Raw genomic sequence first — 16,604 nt, 5'->3', positions numbered from 1 at the left:
GCTACTGCTTGCCGTATTTCCGGTGGACCGCCTGTTTGCTCACGCCCAGGCATAGCGCGATTGCCTCCCAGGACAGTCCTGCCTGCCGGGCCTTGCGGACCAGGGATGCCTCGGTCCTTCCCACTTCCTTTTGCAGCTCGGCCACGGCAAACAGCGCCTCAGCGGGTCCCTTGCCATCCATCGACGCAACGAGTGTTTTCATCCTCTCCACCTCCATTTCGTCAACATTAGTTGACGAAGAATGGTCCGTCAACATATGTTGACGGACCATTCTTGTTTCGAGCTAAGGGTTGGGGCTAGGAGATTTCCAGGGCCGCCCGGCGCTGCGGCGGCGGACCCACCACAGTCAGGTCCATCTCGGCCTGGGCGCGGCCAAAGCCTTCCATATCCATGTAGGGCGTCCCGCCTTCGGTGTACATGTAGTCCTCGGTGGGCTTGTTGAAGTACTCAAAGAAGCCGTTGAAGACCGACGGCGTCAGGAAACCCACCATCTGCGTGTTGTGCGAATCGAACGCGAACGAGTGTACGGTGCCGGCCGGGGCGTGCAGGAAGTCGCCCTTGGTCAGCAGCACTTCGCGGCCGTTGGCGTACAGCCACATCCGGCCCTCGGTGCACAGGAAGTTCTCCGTGTGCTCCGAGTGGAAGTGCAGCGGGATGTATGGCGACTTGGCGCCCTTGGTGTGGACTGCGAAGTAGTTCGAACCGGTGTTCGCCGGGCGCGACAGGTACGTGAACATGGTCTGGTAACTGGCCAGGCGCTCACCCTCGTGGGCACTGAGGAAGTAGGGGCTCTGCGTGGCGGGGAGGCCGGCGTCGTGCTTGAACGTGGGGGTGACGCGCTCCACGTCCGGGAAGGTGATGCCGAACTCGGCGCCCACCTCGGCCTGCTCCTGGAGGCTGGCGGAACGGCCGGCGTGGACCGGAGGCACATGCGAATCGATGGGTGTGCCAACACGCTCGTAGTAGGCCTCGGCGCCGCCGGGCGTCATCCAGTTCAGGAAGCGTGTGTAGTGGCTGGCCATGCGATAGGCGTGCGGGGTTCCGGGTGGGATGACCACGGAGTCGCCGGGGGTCAGGATGCGGCTTTCGCCGGGCAGCCAGACGTGCAGGATGCCGTCGAACACGTAGAGGGTCTTGTGCTCCACCTTGTGGCTGACGAACGGTGATTCCGCCCCCATGCCGCCGGAGATGTAGGCGGCGCTGAAGATGCCCCCGGTGTCCGCGGCGCGGGCGATGACCGTTACCAATTGGCCGTTGATTTCGTAGCGGGCACCTTCCCCCGAGGCCATGTAATACGGCACGGCCTCGCCGGGCAGCGCATTGGCCACAGGGAGTTGCTTGTTCATTTCCTCAACGCTGAGGGACATCGGTTCCTTCTTTCCTGTCAGTCTGCTGCGACCAGTCTGCTGCGCAGAAGTGTGGTCACCAGCATGACTGGCGCGGACTGCCCGCCGCGAGCCCGGTTTCCATTGGATGAAAACCGGATTCGCCGGCGTCCGGCCTCAGCGGCCGGCTCAGAGCACGACGGCGGCAGCCGTCGTCGCCCGTTCGCTCGCCCGCGCGTCGGTCACCCGGCTTCGGCCAGGGCTGCCTCGTCCAGGCCGGTCTCGTCCAGGTCCGCCGACAGCTCTGCGGCCGTGGGCGGATTCGCACCCGGCCGGCGCACGGTGATGGCGGCAGCCTTCGACGCCGTCTGCCCGATGGAGGTCAGGACGTCCCGTCCCAGGCCCTCGGTGCGGCGCGACAGCAGTCCGTAGATCAGGGCGGCCATATAGGAGTCGCCGGCGCCGATGGTGTCCGCCACAGTGGACCGGATGGCGGGGATGAAAAGCTGGGTGGCGGGCGTCGCCAACAGGGAACCCTCCCCGCCGCGGGTCACCACGGCCAGTCCGGCGCCCAGCGTCAGGATCCGTCCGGCGGCGGCCTCCAGGCTGACTCCCGGGTACAGCCAGGCGGCATCCTCATCGCTGAGCTTGACCACGTCCGTCAGCGGAACCAGGTCCTCGAAGATGTTCCGGGCCTGCGCCTGGCTGCCCAGCAGGGCAGGCCGGATGTTCGGATCGTAGGTGACCAGGCACTCACGGTGCGACTGCTCCAGCAGCGCCCGCACCGCCGTCGCGCCCGGTGCCAGGAACGTGGCGATGGAGCCGGTGTGGAGAACCTTGGGCAGGTGGGCGGGGGTGACTGCCGGCAGGTCCCAGCTGACGTCGAAGTCGTAGGTGGCTGAGCCGTCCGCGGCAAGGGTTGCCGTGGCGGACGCGGTCCGCGCTGCGGACTTTGAGCCCGGAAGGAGTTCGACGCCGGCACGCCGCAGGTGCGCCTCGATCGCCCCGCCGCGGGCGTCGTCGCCGAGGGACGTCAGCAGGGCGGTGGAAACGCCGAGCCGCCCCAGACCGTAGGCCACGTTCATCGGCGAGCCGCCCGGATGCTCGATCGGGCCGGCGGGGGAGGCGACAACGTCTACGAGTGCTTCCCCGATGACGATGACGTCCGGGGCTGTAGGGGCGGTGCGGGCAGCCGGCGGCGTCGCGGAGAGGGGGCTGGGGGATTTGCTGTGCACGGGCGGGCCTTTCATGGGGCCGTCCGCGGGCCTGGTGCAGGCCCGCGGACGGAGGTTGGGGATGTATCAGGTGGGGATGAACCCGGGGCGGTGCGGGGTAGCGCAGGTCAGGCGGTGGCGGCACCGGTCATGATGGCCACCGCGTCGGTCATCGTGTGGGACTGCGGCGTGATGGTTGCCGCGCACTTTCCCAGCCGCTGGATGTGGATCCTGTCCGCAACGTCGAACACGTGCGGCATGTTGTGGCTGATCAGGATGACGGGCAGTCCCCGGTCCCGGAGGTCCCTGACCAGCTGCAAAACCTGGTTGGACTCGCGGACGCCGAGCGCCGCCGTCGGCTCGTCCAGCACTACGACTTTGGAGCCGAAAGCCGCCGCGCGGGCCACTGCCACGGCCTGGCGCTGGCCGCCGGAGAGGTTCTCCACCGGCACCGTAACGTCCTGCAGCGTGGAGATGCCAAGTCGGGTCAGCTCCTCTTTCGCCTTGCGGCGCATGCCCTTGGTGTCCAGAACCCGGAAGATGCTGCCGAGCGGTCCGGCCACGCGCTCCTCGCGGCCCAGGAACAGGTTGGAGGCGACATCGAGCGCGGGCGAGACGGCCAGGTTCTGGTAGACGGTCTCGATTCCGTGGACGCGGGCGTCCTGCGGGCGCTTGAAGTGGACCGGCTGGCCGGACACAAAGAGCTCGCCGGAATCGGGAACCTCGGCCCCGGTGAGGCACTTGATCAGGGTGGATTTTCCCGCCCCGTTGTCGCCGATGATCGCCAGGACTTCGCCCGGGTAGAGGTCCAGGCTGACGCCGTCGAGCCCCACCACCCGGCCGAAGGTCTTGACGAGGTTCCTGGCCTGCAGGATGGGCTGGCGGACCTCGGTGCCGGCGGATTCCAGCTGGGACGCGGTCATGACTTCACCTTTCGGATCCACTGGTCGATGGACACAGCGAGGATGATAAGGACGCCCACGGCGAGGGTCTGGTACAGCACGTCCAGGCCGGCAAGGGAGAGTCCGTTGCGGAAGACGCCGACGATCAGGGCGCCCAGGAGGGTCCCCCACACCGAACCGCGCCCGCCGAAGAGGCTGGTCCCACCGATCACGACGGCGGTGATGGAGTCAAGGTTCAGGTCCACGCCGGCGTTGGGGCTGGCCGCGTTGGTGCGGCCGATCTGGATCCAGGCGCCGATGGCCAGGACGGCTCCGGCGGCGAGGTAGACGCTCATGAGGACTTTGTTCACGGCGATGCCGGCCAGGCGGGCGGCTTCTTTGTCATCGCCGACGGCGTAGACGTGCCGGCCCCAGGCGGTTTTGCCCAGGATGAACGCGATGGCGATGTAGAGAAGCAGCATCACGACGACGCCGGTGGAGATCCGCACGGGGCCCACCGGGAAGGTGCTTCCCGTCCAGGTCAGGAGGTCCGGCATTGCCGAGCCGCGAACTGTCGCTCCGCTGGAGTAGAGCAGCGTCAGCGCGATGAAGATGTTGAGCGTGCCCAGGGTGACGATGAACGGGGGGAGGCGGAACCTGGTGACCAGGAACCCGTTCAGGGCGCCGGCGGCGAGTCCGACGAGCAGGCCTGCGAGCAGCGCAACGGGTGCCGGCAGTCCGTTGTTGACGGCGAGCTGGGCCACGATCATTGAGGAGAGGATCATGACGGCTCCGACGGACAGATCGATGCCGGCGGTGAGGATGATGAGCGTCTGGGCGATGGCCAGGGTGCCCACCACGGACACCTGCTGGGTAATCAGCGAGAGGTTTTCAACCCGCAGGAACCTGTCATTGAGCAGCCCGAAGACCACGACGGCTATAAGAAGGACGAGGGCGGGGCTGACGGCTGGGTAGCGGTGCAAGATATTGCGTATCCGGCTGAGTGGCGTCCTGCGGTCGAGGAATTCTTCTGCCAGGTCGGCCTGCTGCCCTGCAGCGGGGGGTCCGGCGGTCTGTTGCTGGGTCACGGTTTCTCCTGAGATCGTTCTGCCCACTTACTTGCCCCAGCAGATGTCGCTGGCTTCAGTCGTGGTGATGCCCTTGACGCCGTCTGCGGGCTTGTCGGTGACCAGCTCAACACCGGTGTTGAAGAAGTCCAGGCCCGCGGAGTTGGCAGGCTTCTTGCCGGTCTTGGCCAGTTCGACGATGGCCTTGACACCCATTTCGGCCATCTTGACCGGGTACTGCTGTGCGGTGGCGCCGATGATGCCGGACTTGACGTTGTCCACGCCGGCGCAACCGCCGTCGACCGAGACAATCAGGACGTCTTTCTCCTTGCCCGCGGACTTCAGGGCCTCGAAGGCGCCGGCTGCGGCGGGCTCGTTGATGGTGTAAACAACGTTGATGTTCGGGTTCTTGGACAGCAGGGTCTCCATGCCGGTTCGGCCGCCGTCTTCGGCGCCCTGGGAGGCCTGGCTCCCGACGATCTCGTACTCGCCGCCCTTGCCGCCGGTGTACTTGCCGGTCTTGGCTTCGTCGCCGTTCTTCTTGGCGTCAGCGGTGTCGATGCCCAGCCCCGTGAGGAAACCCTGGTCGCGGTTGTAGTCAACGGAGACAACCTTGTCGTCAAACAGGTCCAGCAGGGCGATCGTGGCCTTCTTGCCGCCAAGCTGCGCGGCGGTCCACTTGCCGATCAGCTCGCCGGCCGCGAAGTTGTCGGTGGCGAAGGTGATGTCCGCGGCGTCGGCGGGGTCCGGCGGGGTATCCAGGGCGATGACAAAGAGTCCGGCGTCCTTGGCCTTCTTCAGGGCATCCACCACGGATGGGCCGTTGGGAGTGATCAGGATTCCCTTGTCGCCTTTGGAGATGGCGTTTTCGATGGCCTGGATCTGGGTGTCCTCATCGCCGTCGGCCTTGCCGGCGGCGAGCTTCAGGTCAACGCCGTCTGCCTCCGCAGCCTTCTTGGCGCCTTCCTGCATGGCGACGAAGAACGGGTTGGACGTGGTCTTGACGATCAGCGACACGCCCACTTTTTCACCAGAGTCGGTGCCGGAGGTGGCTGGGGCGTTTCCGCCGCAGGCCGTGAGGCTCAGGGTGCCGAGGGTCAGGACGGCGCCCACGGCAACCAGGCGGCGGGCGATGGTGCGCGGGGTCTTGGAAGTCAACATTGAATCTCCTGTGTTCGTGGCACTTCCCGTGCCTGACAACGATGTCAGGCATCATGTAATCAGCGTCACAGGGTAGAGTCAAGACAAATTCGATGATGAAGGGCGAGTTAATGACAACGATGTCGAATCGTTACCAGACGGACTCCGCGAAGGGCCGGCCCACCATGCGCCATGTCGCCGCGCTGGCCGGGGTGGGGATCAAGACCGTTTCCAGAGTGATGAACGACGAACCGGGCGTCTCCGAAGCCACCCGCCAAAGGGTGCTCGGGGCATCCCAGCAGCTCAACTACCAGTTGGACATGGCGGCGGGCAGCCTCCGCCGCACCGGCCGCCAAACACTCTCCATCGGGCTGCTTTTGCCCAGCGTGGCCAACCCGTTCAGCAGCGAGATCCACCGGGCCATGGAAGACTCCCTCACGGCACGCGGAATCGCCGTGTTCGCGGCCAGCCTGGACGATGACCCCGAACGGGAGAAGTCGCTTGTGGCGGCTTTCCTCGGCCGGCGCGTGGACGGCCTGGTGCTGACCCCCATCGCCCGGAGCCAGTCGTACGCCATCCCGGAGCATTCCCGGGACCTGCCCATGGTCTTCATTGACCGCGAGCCGGTGGGCATCGAGGCCGACGCCGTGGTGACGGACAACGCCGTCGGAGCGGCGCGCGCGGCTGCCCACCTCATGGCCCACGGCCACACGAAGCTGGCTTACCTGGGCGACCGGCCGGACATCCAGACCGCCCGGGAACGGCGGCGCGGCTTCATCGAGGAACTGGGCCGGGCGGGACAGTCGACCGCCGCAGTGCCGGTCCGGGAAGGACTCCACGACGAGGAATCAGCCCGGCTGGCCGCCCTGGAGATCCTCACATCCGAGAACCCGCCCACGGCGATTTTCTCCAGCCAGAACCTCATCACGTTCGGCGTGATGCGCGCGCTGAAGGAACTGGGCGCCAGCCGTCGCGTGGCCCTGGTGGGCTTTGACGACTTCACCCTGGCGGACATGATGGAGCCCGGAATCACCGTCATCGCCCAGCACCCCGAACGGATCGGCAAGCTCGCCGCCGAGCGGCTGCTGGCCCGGATCGACGGCGACAGCAGTGCGCCACAGACCTACGTTGTTCCGTCCGAGCTCATCCAGCGTGGCTCCGGTGAGCTCCCGCCGCCTGCGGACTGAACCCGGCAGGCCCAAGTACCAGCACCTCCAAGCACCAGCAGACCCAATCACCAGCAGATCCAAGCAATCCAGAGGGGACAACCATGACCAAAACGCTTTACGCCGAATTTACCGTCAAGCCCGGCAGCGAGGACCGGGTGGCGGAGATGATGCGCCAGTTGACCGACGAGGTGAGGCGTGAGCCGGGGAACCAGCTGTTCCTGCCTTATACGCGGGAAGCGAATCCCCGTGAGTACTTCGTGTTCGAGGTCTACGAGGACGACGCCGCCTTCCAGGAGCACATCAGCGCTGACTACGGTGCACGCTTCAACGGCGAGCTCGCGGACCTGATCGAAGAGGACGGCTCCATCCTGACCTGGCTCCAGCCGGTCCATTGACCGCAAAGCTGGGCTTGTCCGCGGTTCCGAACCTTCAAGGCAGGGAGCCGCGGACAAGACCCGGCGGGTCAGGCTACTTCTGGCGGTCCTTGACCGGCTTGGCCAGCGTGCTGAACATCGACTGTGCCAGCGGAGTCACGGTGACCGACTTCAACTGGGCCGTGCCGCCGTCGGCAAAGAGGGCCACCTGGTTGGCCCCCGCTGCAGGGAACACCTGGTCCGTGATGGTCCGCTGCCCGCCCTGGGTGAAGACCTCTACAGAGGACCGGTCGAGGTACACCCGCAGGGTCACCGTGCCGTCGGCCTCCAATGTGACGGGCGCAGAGTCCACCGACGTGAACAGCGGGTGGAAGCCGGTGTCGCCCGAGTTCTGCCGGTCCACGTACACCTCGCCGGTGGTCCGGTCGTAGCCGATCCTGGTGGCGGAGCTGCCATTCCCCAGCACGGTGATTCCGGCCCGTGATGCCGTGCCCGGCGCGAGCGTGACGTCGAGCCGCTGGGTCTGGCCCCAGGCCGCCGCGGGAAGTGCAGTGGTGCCCGGCGTGATGTCCCGCGGGCTCTTCTCGGCGTAGCTGGGCTTGGCGGCGAGGTCATCCACCTGCTTGACGGCCTTCTGGGTGAGCCGCGGTCCGGCCGGAGTCTGCGTCAGCGCGACTTCCCTGGGCAGTGACATGGCGCTGCGCCACGGCGAGGTGGGAATGGCCTGCGCGTAGTCCCAGTTGTTCATCCAGCCGAGCATCACGCGCTTGTCCTGCGGCATGTTGGCGAAGGAGACGGAGGCATAGTAGTCGCGGCCGTAGTCCAGCCAGTCGTAGGTCTGGATCCGCGGGGTGGCCGCCTGCGCCGACGCCACAAACTCATCGGCAAGGATGTGGCCCCAGCCGAAGCGGTTGTTGTCCACCACCCGGATGCTGGCCTGCCGGTCCTTGAATTCGGCAACGTTCCAGGAGGCCCAGTCCAGGACCTCGCTGTTGGCGCCGGTGGCGGTCCGGACCACCTGGCCGTCCACCACCAGGTTCACAGTGGTCTCGTCCGACCGCGGCACCGCGGCCTGGTCGGTGAGCATGACGTGGTCCAGTGTCAGGTGGCCCCAGCCGCCGGTTGCCTGGTCCACGATCCGCAGCTGGGCCTCCCGTCCGGCGAACTCGGAAACGTCCCAGCCCTTCCAGTTCAGGGCGCCGGCGTCGTCCCCGGCCAGGCTCCGGACCACGTTGCCGTCCACCAGCAGCTGGACCTCCAACTGCTGGCCGGAGTCCGCGGCCCGGTGTCCGCCGCCCACCAGCATGCTCATGAAGTCCCGGGAGAGCGTGAACGACGGCGACGTCAGGGTTCCCTGCCTGTCGTCGCCCGGTGCGCCGCCCGTATCAAACGTGTTGATCCGCTTGGCGCCGATGTAGAAGTCGCCGCCGGACGTGGCGGGCTGGAACGAAGGTGCCAGGTCGGCGGTTCCGGTCCAGCCGGCGTCGGCCATTGACGTTCCGTCCGGAACCTCGAACCCGTTGAACAGGAGGTCACCGGCCGGCGGGGTGTTGTCCAGCTTGTCCGAGACGCGGGGATGCTGGCCGCCGCCCACCAGGAAATTCAGGTAGTCGCTGGTGACCGTGAACTGCGGTGATTCCGCGGTGCCCAGGGGCCAGTCGCCGTCGTTGAACGAGTTGATCAGCCCTGCCCCGGCAAAGCCGCTCACCGTGTTTTGTCCGGGCAGCGATCCGGTGGCCGGAGCATCTCCCAACGGGCCGTTCTTCCAGTTTCCGGGTTCGTTGGCCACGGTCCAGCCTTCGTAGGTGCCGTTGTTGAAGCCGGCGATCGGGGTTCCGGCGGGGAGGGCATCGCTGGCTTTGGTGGTCTCGGACGTGAAGGTGGTGCCGTCGAAGTCGCCGACAAAGTACTGCCCGGCCGATCCGCCCGCGACGCCGCCGGGGTTGATGTTGACCACCATGACCCACTTGATGTTGGCGGGGTCGCCGTCAACGGCCAGCGGGAAGAGGTCCGGGCACTCCCAGAGCCCGCCCGTGGCGTTAGCCGGCCCGAATTCGCTCAGGAGCGTCCAGTCCAAGAGGTTCCCGGATTTGTACAGCAGGACCTTGTGGTCCGTGGCCTCGACGGCGGCCATCACCCAGTAGCCGCCGCCATCCGGGGTGCTGTACCAAAAGACCTTGGGGTCGCGGAAGTTTGCCGAGTTCCGGTTCAGCACCGGGTTGGCGCCGTACTTGGTCCAGGTCTGGCCGTCGTCCAGGCTGTAGGCGAGCGACTGGGCCTGCAGTCCCTGGTAGGGCGATCCCGGCTTGTACGCGCTGGTGAAGACGGCCACCAGCGGCGGGTTCTCCACGGTTCCGAACCCTGAGGTGTTGCCCTTGTCCACCACCACGCTGCCGGAGAAGATGTCCTGCTGGTCATCGGTGGCGATGGCCAGCGGCTGTTCCGTCCAGTGCGTCAGGTCCTTGGACGTGGCATGCCCCCAGGACATGTTGCCCCACGCATTTCCCGAGGGGTTGTGCTGGTAATACAGGTGGTAGACGCCCTTGTGGAAGACCATTCCGTTGGGATCGTTCATCCAGTTCTGCTTCGGCGAGTAGTGGAAGGCCGGCCGGTACGGCTCCCCGCCGACAGGCGTTCCGGAACCGGCGGCCTCGGACACGGTTCGTGCCGCTGGTGCCTGGATTTCAGGGGAAGCCGGCGCTGCCGAGCCCCAGGCAGGGCCTGATCCGGCGAGTATTGCGGTGAGGCTGAGGCCAGCCAGGGTGAGTGCCGAACATGTACGGACTGTCCGGGAATTGTTGATCTGCATGGATAGGGGTTGCCCTTCATCGCGCGTGCCTATTGGATAGACAACGTTGTCAGTGACAGGAACGGTATGGGATGTCCACAAGACAAGTCAACGGTTTGAAACAGTCATGTCCCGGTCTTGAAGCGGTCCGGCGCCGGCCCCTGCAATAATCGGAACCAACGTGTGTCCGGGTGCAGCGAAGCCCGGCGCGCAAGCAACAACGTGCAAAGCATCAATGTAAGTTCGGGCCCATCACACCAGGCGAGGCGGACATCCATGAAGGCTCCAGATCAGCAGTACGCGCAATTCTCCGGAACGCCGGGTTCGCCCGGCGGCGGTGGGGCGGCTGGTCGTGGGCCCGTGGATCAGCATCTCCTGCAGCGCCTCGCAGATGCGCACGGAGTGGGCACCTCGTTCCATGGCTGGGACGGACTGCCGCACAGCGTCGCCCCGGAGACCCTGATCAAGGTCCTCGCGGCGCTCGGGGTCCCGGCGCATTCCAATGAGCTGATCGAAGCTGCCCTGGCCGAGGCGGAACTGGCGCCGTGGCGGCGGATGCTGCCGCCCGCCGTCGTGGTCCAGCAGGGTGAAACCGCGCTGGTTCCCGTCCACGTCCGGGACGGCGCCACCGCCCGCCTGCACGTGGAGCTGGAAACGGGAACCGGCGAGCCCGTGGACGCCGTCCAGCAGGACATCTGGGTGCCGCCGCAGGACGTGGACGGCATCGCCACCGGGCGCGCCACTTTCGCCGTGCCGGAGGGGCTGCCGCTGGGCTGGCACACGCTGCATGCCGAGTCCGACGGCGTCACCGCCAAGGGTGCGCTGGTGGTGGTTCCCGCACGGCTCACCACCGCCGCGCCGCTGCTGGAGCGCCGCGGCTGGGGCCTGGCCACGCAGTTGTATTCCGTGCGGTCCAAGCGATCGTGGGGAATCGGCGACTTCGCTGACCTGGCCGATCTGGCCACCCTCAGCGGCGCACGCGGCGCGGATTATGTCCTGGTCAACCCGTTGCATGCCGCCGAGCCCGTCCCGCCGGTCCAGCCCTCGCCGTACTCACCGTCCACGCGCCGGTTCTTCAACCCCCTCTACATTCGCGTGGAGGCCATCCCCGAGATTGCCTACCTGAAACCGCGCAGGCGGGCCGCGGTGGACAGGCTCCAGGAGCAGGTCCACGGCCTGAACAGGGACGCCGAAAAGCTGGACCGCAACGCCGTCTACGCGGCCAAGCTCCAGGCCCTGGAGCTGCTGTACCACGCCCGCCGCGCACCGGCGCGGCAGGCCGCGTTCGACGAATTCTGCCGGATCTCCGGCCAGGGGCTGGACGACTTCGCGCTATGGTCAGCCATCCGCGAGGACCTGGCGCCGGAGGATCCGCTCTGGGCCGATCCGGACTGCGCCTTGGGGTCGCCCGAAGCCGAATCGCTGAGGGAAAAGCTGGCGGACAGGATCGGGTTCCACCGCTGGCTGCAGTGGATCTGTGACGAGCAGCTGGAGAACGCGCAACAGGCGGCACGCCGCGCCGGGATGCGGCTCGGCGTGGTCCACGACCTCGCCGTCGGTGTCGACCTGAGCAGCGCCGACGCCTGGACGCTGCGCGGTGTCCTTGCCCCCGGAGTCAGTGTGGGCGCGCCGCCGGACATGTACAACCAGCTGGGCCAGGACTGGAACCAGCCGCCATGGCATCCCACCCGGCTGGCCGAGGCCGGCTACGCACCCTTCCGCAACATGCTCTCCACGGTGCTTAGGCACGCGGGCGGCATCCGAGTGGACCACGTGCTGGGCCTGTTCAGGCTGTGGTGGGTGCCGGCCGGCAATTCGCCGCGGGACGGCGCCTACGTCAAGTACGACCACGACGCCCTGATCGGCATCCTCGCCCTGGAAGCCCAGCGCGCCGGCGCGGTGGTGATCGGCGAGGACCTCGGCACGTTTGAGCCGTGGGTGCGGGACTACCTCGCCGCGCGCGGCATCCTGGGGACGTCCATCCTGTGGTTTGAGAACGACGGCGACTCGCCGCTTCCGCCGGAAAGGTACCGCACGCAGGCCCTCGCCAGCGTCAACACGCACGACCTGCCGCCTACTGCCGGCTACCTGGCTGGAAACCACGTGGCGCTGCGGAGCAGGCTGGGCCTGCTGGAACGCTCCGAGGCGGAGGAGCTGGCGGAGCATACGGCCACGCTGGAAAAGATGATGGGACTGCTGCGCGAACGCGGCCTGCTGCCCGAGGGCACTGAAACCGCGGACGGCCAAAGCGAAGAGCGCACCATCGTGGCGCTGCACAACCTGCTGGCCCAGTCGCCGTCGGTCTTGCTCGGGGTGGCACTTGTGGATGCGGTGGGGGAGCGGCGGGTGCAGAACCAGCCAGGCACCACCGAGGCGCTGTACCCGAACTGGCAGGTCCCGCTCGGCGGTCCGGACGGAAAGCCCGTGTTCATCGACGACCTCCCCGCCAACGCGCGGTTCAACGCATTGCTGGCTGCAGTCTCGGAGGCGCTCTCATGACCGACGGACCCGTACTTGTAGTGGGAGGCACCGGCATGCTGGGCAGCCAGGTTGCCACGGAGCTGCTCAAGCGCGGCAAACACGTGCGGGCGCTGGTTCGCCCTGGCTCCGATGCGTCCCGGCTCGAAGCCGCCGGAGTGGAGATCGCCCGGGGCGACATGATGGATGCCTGGTCGCTTTTGCGGGCAGTGGAGGGCGCCGACGCCGTGATCACTTCGGCGGCCGGGTACACCAGGCACCGCAAGGGCGACACCCCCAAGACGGACACGGTGGGGAACATCAACCTGGTCGAGGCAGCCAGCCGCTCGGGTGTGCGCCGGTTTGTCCTCACCAGCATCCTCACGTGCGACCAGACCCCGCAGGTTCCGCACTTCTGGCACAAGAAGCTCACGGAAGACCGGCTTGAGGAACTGGGCGTGCCGTTCGTGGCACTCCGTCCCGGTGCGTTCCTGGACCAGGTCACGCGGTTCGGCGGCGATCCGTTCAGGAAAGGCCGGCTCAGGTGGATGGGGTCGCCTCAGATCCCGTTGACCTTTGTGCTCACGGCCGACCTCGCCGGCTACCTCGCGGAGGCGGTTGACCTTCCGGATCTCGAAGGCCGGCGCATTGACATCGGCTGGGACCGGCCAGTGGGCATGCAGGACGTCGCGGACATCGCCGGGCGGCTCACCGGCAAGACGCTCAGCGTCAGCACCGTTCCCGCCGGCATTCTGCGCGCGGCGGGAACGGTGCTGGCTCCGGTCAGCCCCATGGCCAAGGACCTCTCCGCCATGATCGAGTGGTTCCAGACCGGCCGCTATGTCGCGGACACCACCCTCCAGCGGCAGTTCTTCGGCGAGCCGCCCACTGCCGAGCTCGCCATCCGGCGGTTTGTCACGGGCCTGGGGCAGACCGTCCGCTAGGCCCGTGACAAAGCGGGACCGTGACAAAGCTGGACCTGTCACTCATCCCGCGCGGTGACTGGCCCGCCGTGAGCAGGTGGGTGACGTGGTCGTACCGGAAGGTGACCGGGCCGCCGTCGTGCGTATAGGAGATGTCGCCGCCGTTGGCCACGCCGTCAGCGCCGTAGTTCAGTGCCCAGCTGCGGTTCAGCGCAGCCTTGAACTGATACGTCCCGGCCGGCAGGGCCGCCACGGCCAGTTTCCACACCATGGTTGCCGGGTCCAGGGTCAACTGGGCCTGGTCGCAGGCGGGATCCCAGTCGGCGGCGCACCCGAGCTCGCTGTCCAGGCTGCCGGCGATGGCAACGGCGCCCGGCTGTTGCGAGGCATACAGAGCACTGACGACGTGCGTGCTGTTGTCGTAGCGGAACGTGACGGCCCCACCGGGGTGGTCCAGGACGATGTCCGGCCCGTTGAGGACACCACCGGCGCCGTAGTTCACATCCCAGGTGCCGTTCAGCGCGGCCTTGTAGCTGTACTGGCCGGCGGGGAGGTCAACAGTCAGCCGCCAGATCCTGTCCGCCGGGTCCAGGGTCATCATGGCCTGAGGGCAGGCAGGAGCCCATTCGCCGCAGCCCATCTGCAGGTTCAGGTTCCCCGCCACAGTCACCGAGCCGGGCTGCGGGGCTTCCCCCACGAACACCGTCCTCGGTTCGCTGACCACGTTGAAGCCGGGCCCCGACATGGTTGCGCGGTACTGCACCTTCGTGCCGTCGGCCAGTTCCAAGGCAGCCAGGTCATCCGCAACCGAGTACACCGGCGAGGAATCGTCTGAGCCCACGGCCGTCCATTCTCCACCGGCCACGCTGCGTTCGAAGGACACCAGGTGGCTGGATTTTTCCGGATCGGCCGTGGCGCTGAGCTCGACTGACCCTTGCACGCTGCTGCCCTCAACCGGCTTCTGAATGGTCAGGATTGGTGCCGGAACCGAGGCTGCCTTGGACGCGCTGGTGGCCGTGTGGCCGTTGTTGTCCAGGACGGTGGCCCGGTATTCCAGGGCGGTGCCGGCATCCAAAGCCGCTACGTCGTGGAACACCTGGTAGGGGGCGGTGTCGTCGGTGCCGATGGGCGCCCAGCCACCGCCGGCTGTTTTCGCCTCGAAGGTGACCTCGTAGAACGAAGCACCGTCGACGTCGGCCGTCACCTTGATCCGGCCGTTGTCCGCGGTTGCAGCAGCAGGTTCCTGGAGTGCGACGGCGGGAGCCGCCTTGGAGTGCGGAATGCGGCCCGAGGACTCGTAGACCACGGCGGATAGCGGCGGTACGGTGACCGTCAGCTTCCCGTCCGCCGAGGTCTTGGCTTCCTCGGCGGCGCCGCCATAAATCCGGGTGTAGGTGCGTTTTTCGATGTAGGTGGGCACGTCCGCCGTCTGCGGCTGCTCGCTGTTGTTCAGTGCAACGACATATTCGCGCTGGTCGTCGGAGTCGGTACGGGAGAAGGCATAGATCCCGGGACCATCGGAGGCGTAGCGGTGCTGGTGGGCGCCGTCGCGCAGGGCGGGGTGTTCCTTGGTCAGGGCCGCGAGCTGGCTGATCTTGGCGTACAGCGGGTGGCCGGCGTTGAAGTTGTCGGTGGCGTGTGTGGCGTCGGTTCCCAGCAGGTCGTCGTCGAGGTAGTCCGGAACCTGGCTTGCGAACAGCGTCTGCCGGGCATCCTGGTCCCCGCCCGGACCGGTGAAGCCCTGCTCGTCACCGTAGTAGATCACCGGGTTGCCGCGGGAGAGATACATCAGCTCATGGGCCAGTTGGTCGCGGGCCACCTGCTCCGTGTCGGTTGAACCAGGGTTGTCGGCTGCGATGAAGCTGCCGATGCGGCCCATGTCGTGGTTGCCCAGGAAAGTGGGCAATTGGTAGACGTTGGAATCGGCGTCGGTGTACCAGTCGTCGCCGGCGAAGAAGGACTCCAGAGAGCGGGTGGCCTGGCCCTTGGAAGCGAAGCTGCGGGCGGCGTCCTGGAACGGGAAGTCCAGCACGGCCTGCATCTGGTTCCGGGTGGTGAACTGCGAGGTGAATGACTTGGAGGTGTCGAAGACTTCGCCGAACATAAAGAATTCGTCCTTGCCCTGTGCCTTGGCGTAGTTGAGGACCTCGGGGCCGAATTCCTGCCAGAACTCGTTGTTGACGTGCTTCATGGTGTCGATCCGGAAGCCGTCCACGCCGAAATCGCCGATCCAGGTCTTGTAGATCTCCTCCATGCCACTGACCACTCTGGGGTGCTCGGTGAAGAGATCGTCCAGTCCGAAGAAGTCGCCGTAGTAGGAGTCCTCGCCCTGGAAGGTGGTGTCGCCGCGGTTGTGGTAAAGCGTGGGATCGTTCAGCCAGTTGGGCACTTTCAGGTTCTGTTCGGCCTTATCCAGGACGGGCGTGTACGGGAACGAGGTTGCTGCGTTGAGGGCCGGGAAAGCGTCAGTGCCGGCGTAGTCGCGGTCGTCGAACGCCGCACCGGCCGTGGTCTTGTAGGGCTCCGTGTCCTTGGAGACGTAGGGCTGGCGTGCTCCCTCCTGGTAGCCGATCACGTCCGCGGTGTGGTTGGTGATGATGTCGAAGTAGACCTTCATGCCGCGCGAGTGTGCCTCGTCGATGAGGGCCTGCAGTTCGTCATTGGTGCCCAGGTGGGGATCGATCTGGGTGAAGTCGGTGACCCAGTAGCCGTGGTAGCCGGCCGACTTGTCCTCCGGCTGGACGGCCTTGTTCTTGAAGCTCGGCGTCAGCCAGATGGAGGTGGTGCCCAGGCCCTGGATGTAGTCGATCTTGTTCAGCAAGCCGGCCAGGTCTCCGCCGTTGTAGAAGCCTTTTTTGGTTGGATCGAAGCCGGACACCATGGGGTCGGCGCCCAGCCCGCCGTCGTCATTGGCTGTGTCCCCGTTGCTGAAACGGTCCGCCATCACGAAGTAGAAGTTCTCGTCCGTCACCGGGGCGCGGAGTGAATGAAGGGCCGACGACGACCCCGGGCCCTTGGGGCCGGGCGCCGCTTGCGCAGGGAGCACAGCTGTGGCCGCGGCTACGGCCGCGGCCAGGATGCCGGCAGCAGCGCGGAAAGGCGCGGTGCGCAGGAGCGTTGTCCGGCTGGGTGGTGGGCACGTTTGGATGGCTGGATCGAGGCCTGGGGTGGAGCCTCTGGGGGTGCGGGAGTTCACGTCAGGAGACCTTCCTGGGTTAGCGGCGCTGCTGTACAGGCTTGCCGTGGGCAAGTGACTACTGCTTCGG

At 66.7% G+C, this 16,604-nt stretch carries 12 protein-coding genes; 4 read left to right on the top strand and 8 right to left on the bottom strand.

The features are described from left to right. Window position 1: 1 nt before the first annotated feature. From ABV518_RS07395 to ABV518_RS07370, 6 genes are all read right to left on the bottom strand, one after another. The gene (locus ABV518_RS07395; protein ID WP_367766228.1) at window positions 2-217 is read right to left on the bottom strand and encodes an AsnC family protein; all 216 of its coding nucleotides are present in this window, start codon (window positions 215-217) and stop codon (window positions 2-4) included. 79 nt (window positions 218-296) lie between these two features. After that, window positions 297-1,367: a quercetin 2,3-dioxygenase gene (locus ABV518_RS07390; protein WP_367766227.1), complete on the bottom strand. Its 1,071-nt coding sequence runs from the start codon at window positions 1,365-1,367 to the stop codon at window positions 297-299. Window positions 1,368-1,567: 200 nt separating this feature from the next. After that, complete coding sequence (locus tag ABV518_RS07385) at window positions 1,568-2,485, bottom strand: carbohydrate kinase (RefSeq protein ID WP_367766574.1); 918 nt, start codon at window positions 2,483-2,485, stop codon at window positions 1,568-1,570. 182 nt (window positions 2,486-2,667) lie between these two features. Beyond that, window positions 2,668-3,462, bottom strand: coding sequence for an ATP-binding cassette domain-containing protein (locus ABV518_RS07380; RefSeq protein WP_367766226.1), 795 nt, complete (start codon window positions 3,460-3,462; stop codon window positions 2,668-2,670). After that, window positions 3,459-4,508, bottom strand: coding sequence for an ABC transporter permease (locus ABV518_RS07375; protein ID WP_367766225.1), 1,050 nt, complete (start codon window positions 4,506-4,508; stop codon window positions 3,459-3,461). Before ABV518_RS07375 ends, ABV518_RS07380 begins: the two co-directional genes overlap by 4 nt. A gap of 27 nt (window positions 4,509-4,535) precedes the next feature. Beyond that, window positions 4,536-5,648, bottom strand: a complete 1,113-nt coding sequence (locus ABV518_RS07370; RefSeq protein ID WP_367766223.1) for a substrate-binding domain-containing protein — start codon at window positions 5,646-5,648, stop codon at window positions 4,536-4,538. A 164-nt stretch (window positions 5,649-5,812) separates the two neighbouring features. On the opposite strand from ABV518_RS07370, the gene ABV518_RS07365 reads away from it, so the two are divergent. Further along, window positions 5,813-6,814 (top strand): LacI family DNA-binding transcriptional regulator, encoded by a 1,002-nt coding sequence (locus ABV518_RS07365; RefSeq protein WP_367766573.1) that lies wholly within the window; start codon window positions 5,813-5,815, stop codon window positions 6,812-6,814. 83 nt (window positions 6,815-6,897) lie between these two features. Continuing rightward, the gene (locus ABV518_RS07360; protein WP_367766222.1) at window positions 6,898-7,191 is read left to right on the top strand and encodes a putative quinol monooxygenase; all 294 of its coding nucleotides are present in this window, start codon (window positions 6,898-6,900) and stop codon (window positions 7,189-7,191) included. A gap of 73 nt (window positions 7,192-7,264) precedes the next feature. On the opposite strand, the gene ABV518_RS07355 is transcribed toward ABV518_RS07360, so the two are convergent. Next, window positions 7,265-9,979 carry a GH32 C-terminal domain-containing protein gene (locus ABV518_RS07355; RefSeq protein ID WP_367766221.1) on the bottom strand — a complete coding sequence of 905 codons (2,715 nt, stop codon included), beginning with the start codon at window positions 9,977-9,979 and terminating at the stop codon, window positions 7,265-7,267. A gap of 255 nt (window positions 9,980-10,234) precedes the next feature. On the opposite strand from ABV518_RS07355, the gene malQ reads away from it, so the two are divergent. Both malQ and ABV518_RS07345 read left to right on the top strand, forming a co-directional pair. Continuing rightward, a complete protein-coding gene (gene malQ / locus ABV518_RS07350) occupies window positions 10,235-12,457 on the top strand; it encodes a 4-alpha-glucanotransferase (protein WP_367766220.1) in 2,223 nt (740 codons plus the stop codon). Next, the gene (locus ABV518_RS07345; protein ID WP_367766219.1) at window positions 12,454-13,359 is read left to right on the top strand and encodes an SDR family oxidoreductase; all 906 of its coding nucleotides are present in this window, start codon (window positions 12,454-12,456) and stop codon (window positions 13,357-13,359) included. The genes malQ and ABV518_RS07345 overlap by 4 nt, the downstream gene beginning before the upstream one ends. Here the strand turns inward: ABV518_RS07345 and ABV518_RS07340 are convergent. Continuing rightward, a complete protein-coding gene (locus ABV518_RS07340) occupies window positions 13,331-16,417 on the bottom strand; it encodes an alpha-amylase family glycosyl hydrolase (protein WP_367766572.1) in 3,087 nt (1,028 codons plus the stop codon). The genes ABV518_RS07345 and ABV518_RS07340 overlap by 29 nt on opposite strands. Between the last annotated feature and the right edge of the window lie 187 nt (window positions 16,418-16,604).

It is taken from the genome of Arthrobacter sp. HS15c (assembly GCF_040812005.1).
Lineage (GTDB): Bacteria > Actinomycetota > Actinomycetes > Actinomycetales > Micrococcaceae > Arthrobacter.
Note: the sequence above shows the minus strand (reverse complement) of the source record. Positions and strands in the feature narration are given on the sequence as shown.

What these genes read in the sequence shown, in the direction of transcription:
- ABV518_RS07395 (WP_367766228.1), bottom strand. Translation starts at nt 217, where the DNA reads ATGGAGGTGGAGAGGATGAAAACACTCGTTGCGTCGATGGATGGCAAG.
- ABV518_RS07390 (WP_367766227.1), bottom strand. Translation starts at nt 1,367, where the DNA reads ATGTCCCTCAGCGTTGAGGAAATGAACAAGCAACTCCCTGTGGCCAAT.
- ABV518_RS07380 (WP_367766226.1), bottom strand. Translation starts at nt 3,462, where the DNA reads ATGACCGCGTCCCAGCTGGAATCCGCCGGCACCGAGGTCCGCCAGCCC.
- ABV518_RS07370 (WP_367766223.1), bottom strand. Translation starts at nt 5,648, where the DNA reads ATGTTGACTTCCAAGACCCCGCGCACCATCGCCCGCCGCCTGGTTGCC.
- ABV518_RS07365 (WP_367766573.1), top strand. Translation starts at nt 5,813, where the DNA reads ATGCGCCATGTCGCCGCGCTGGCCGGGGTGGGGATCAAGACCGTTTCC.
- ABV518_RS07360 (WP_367766222.1), top strand. Translation starts at nt 6,898, where the DNA reads ATGACCAAAACGCTTTACGCCGAATTTACCGTCAAGCCCGGCAGCGAG.
- ABV518_RS07355 (WP_367766221.1), bottom strand. Translation starts at nt 9,979, where the DNA reads ATGCAGATCAACAATTCCCGGACAGTCCGTACATGTTCGGCACTCACC.
- malQ (WP_367766220.1), top strand. Translation starts at nt 10,235, where the DNA reads ATGAAGGCTCCAGATCAGCAGTACGCGCAATTCTCCGGAACGCCGGGT.
- ABV518_RS07345 (WP_367766219.1), top strand. Translation starts at nt 12,454, where the DNA reads ATGACCGACGGACCCGTACTTGTAGTGGGAGGCACCGGCATGCTGGGC.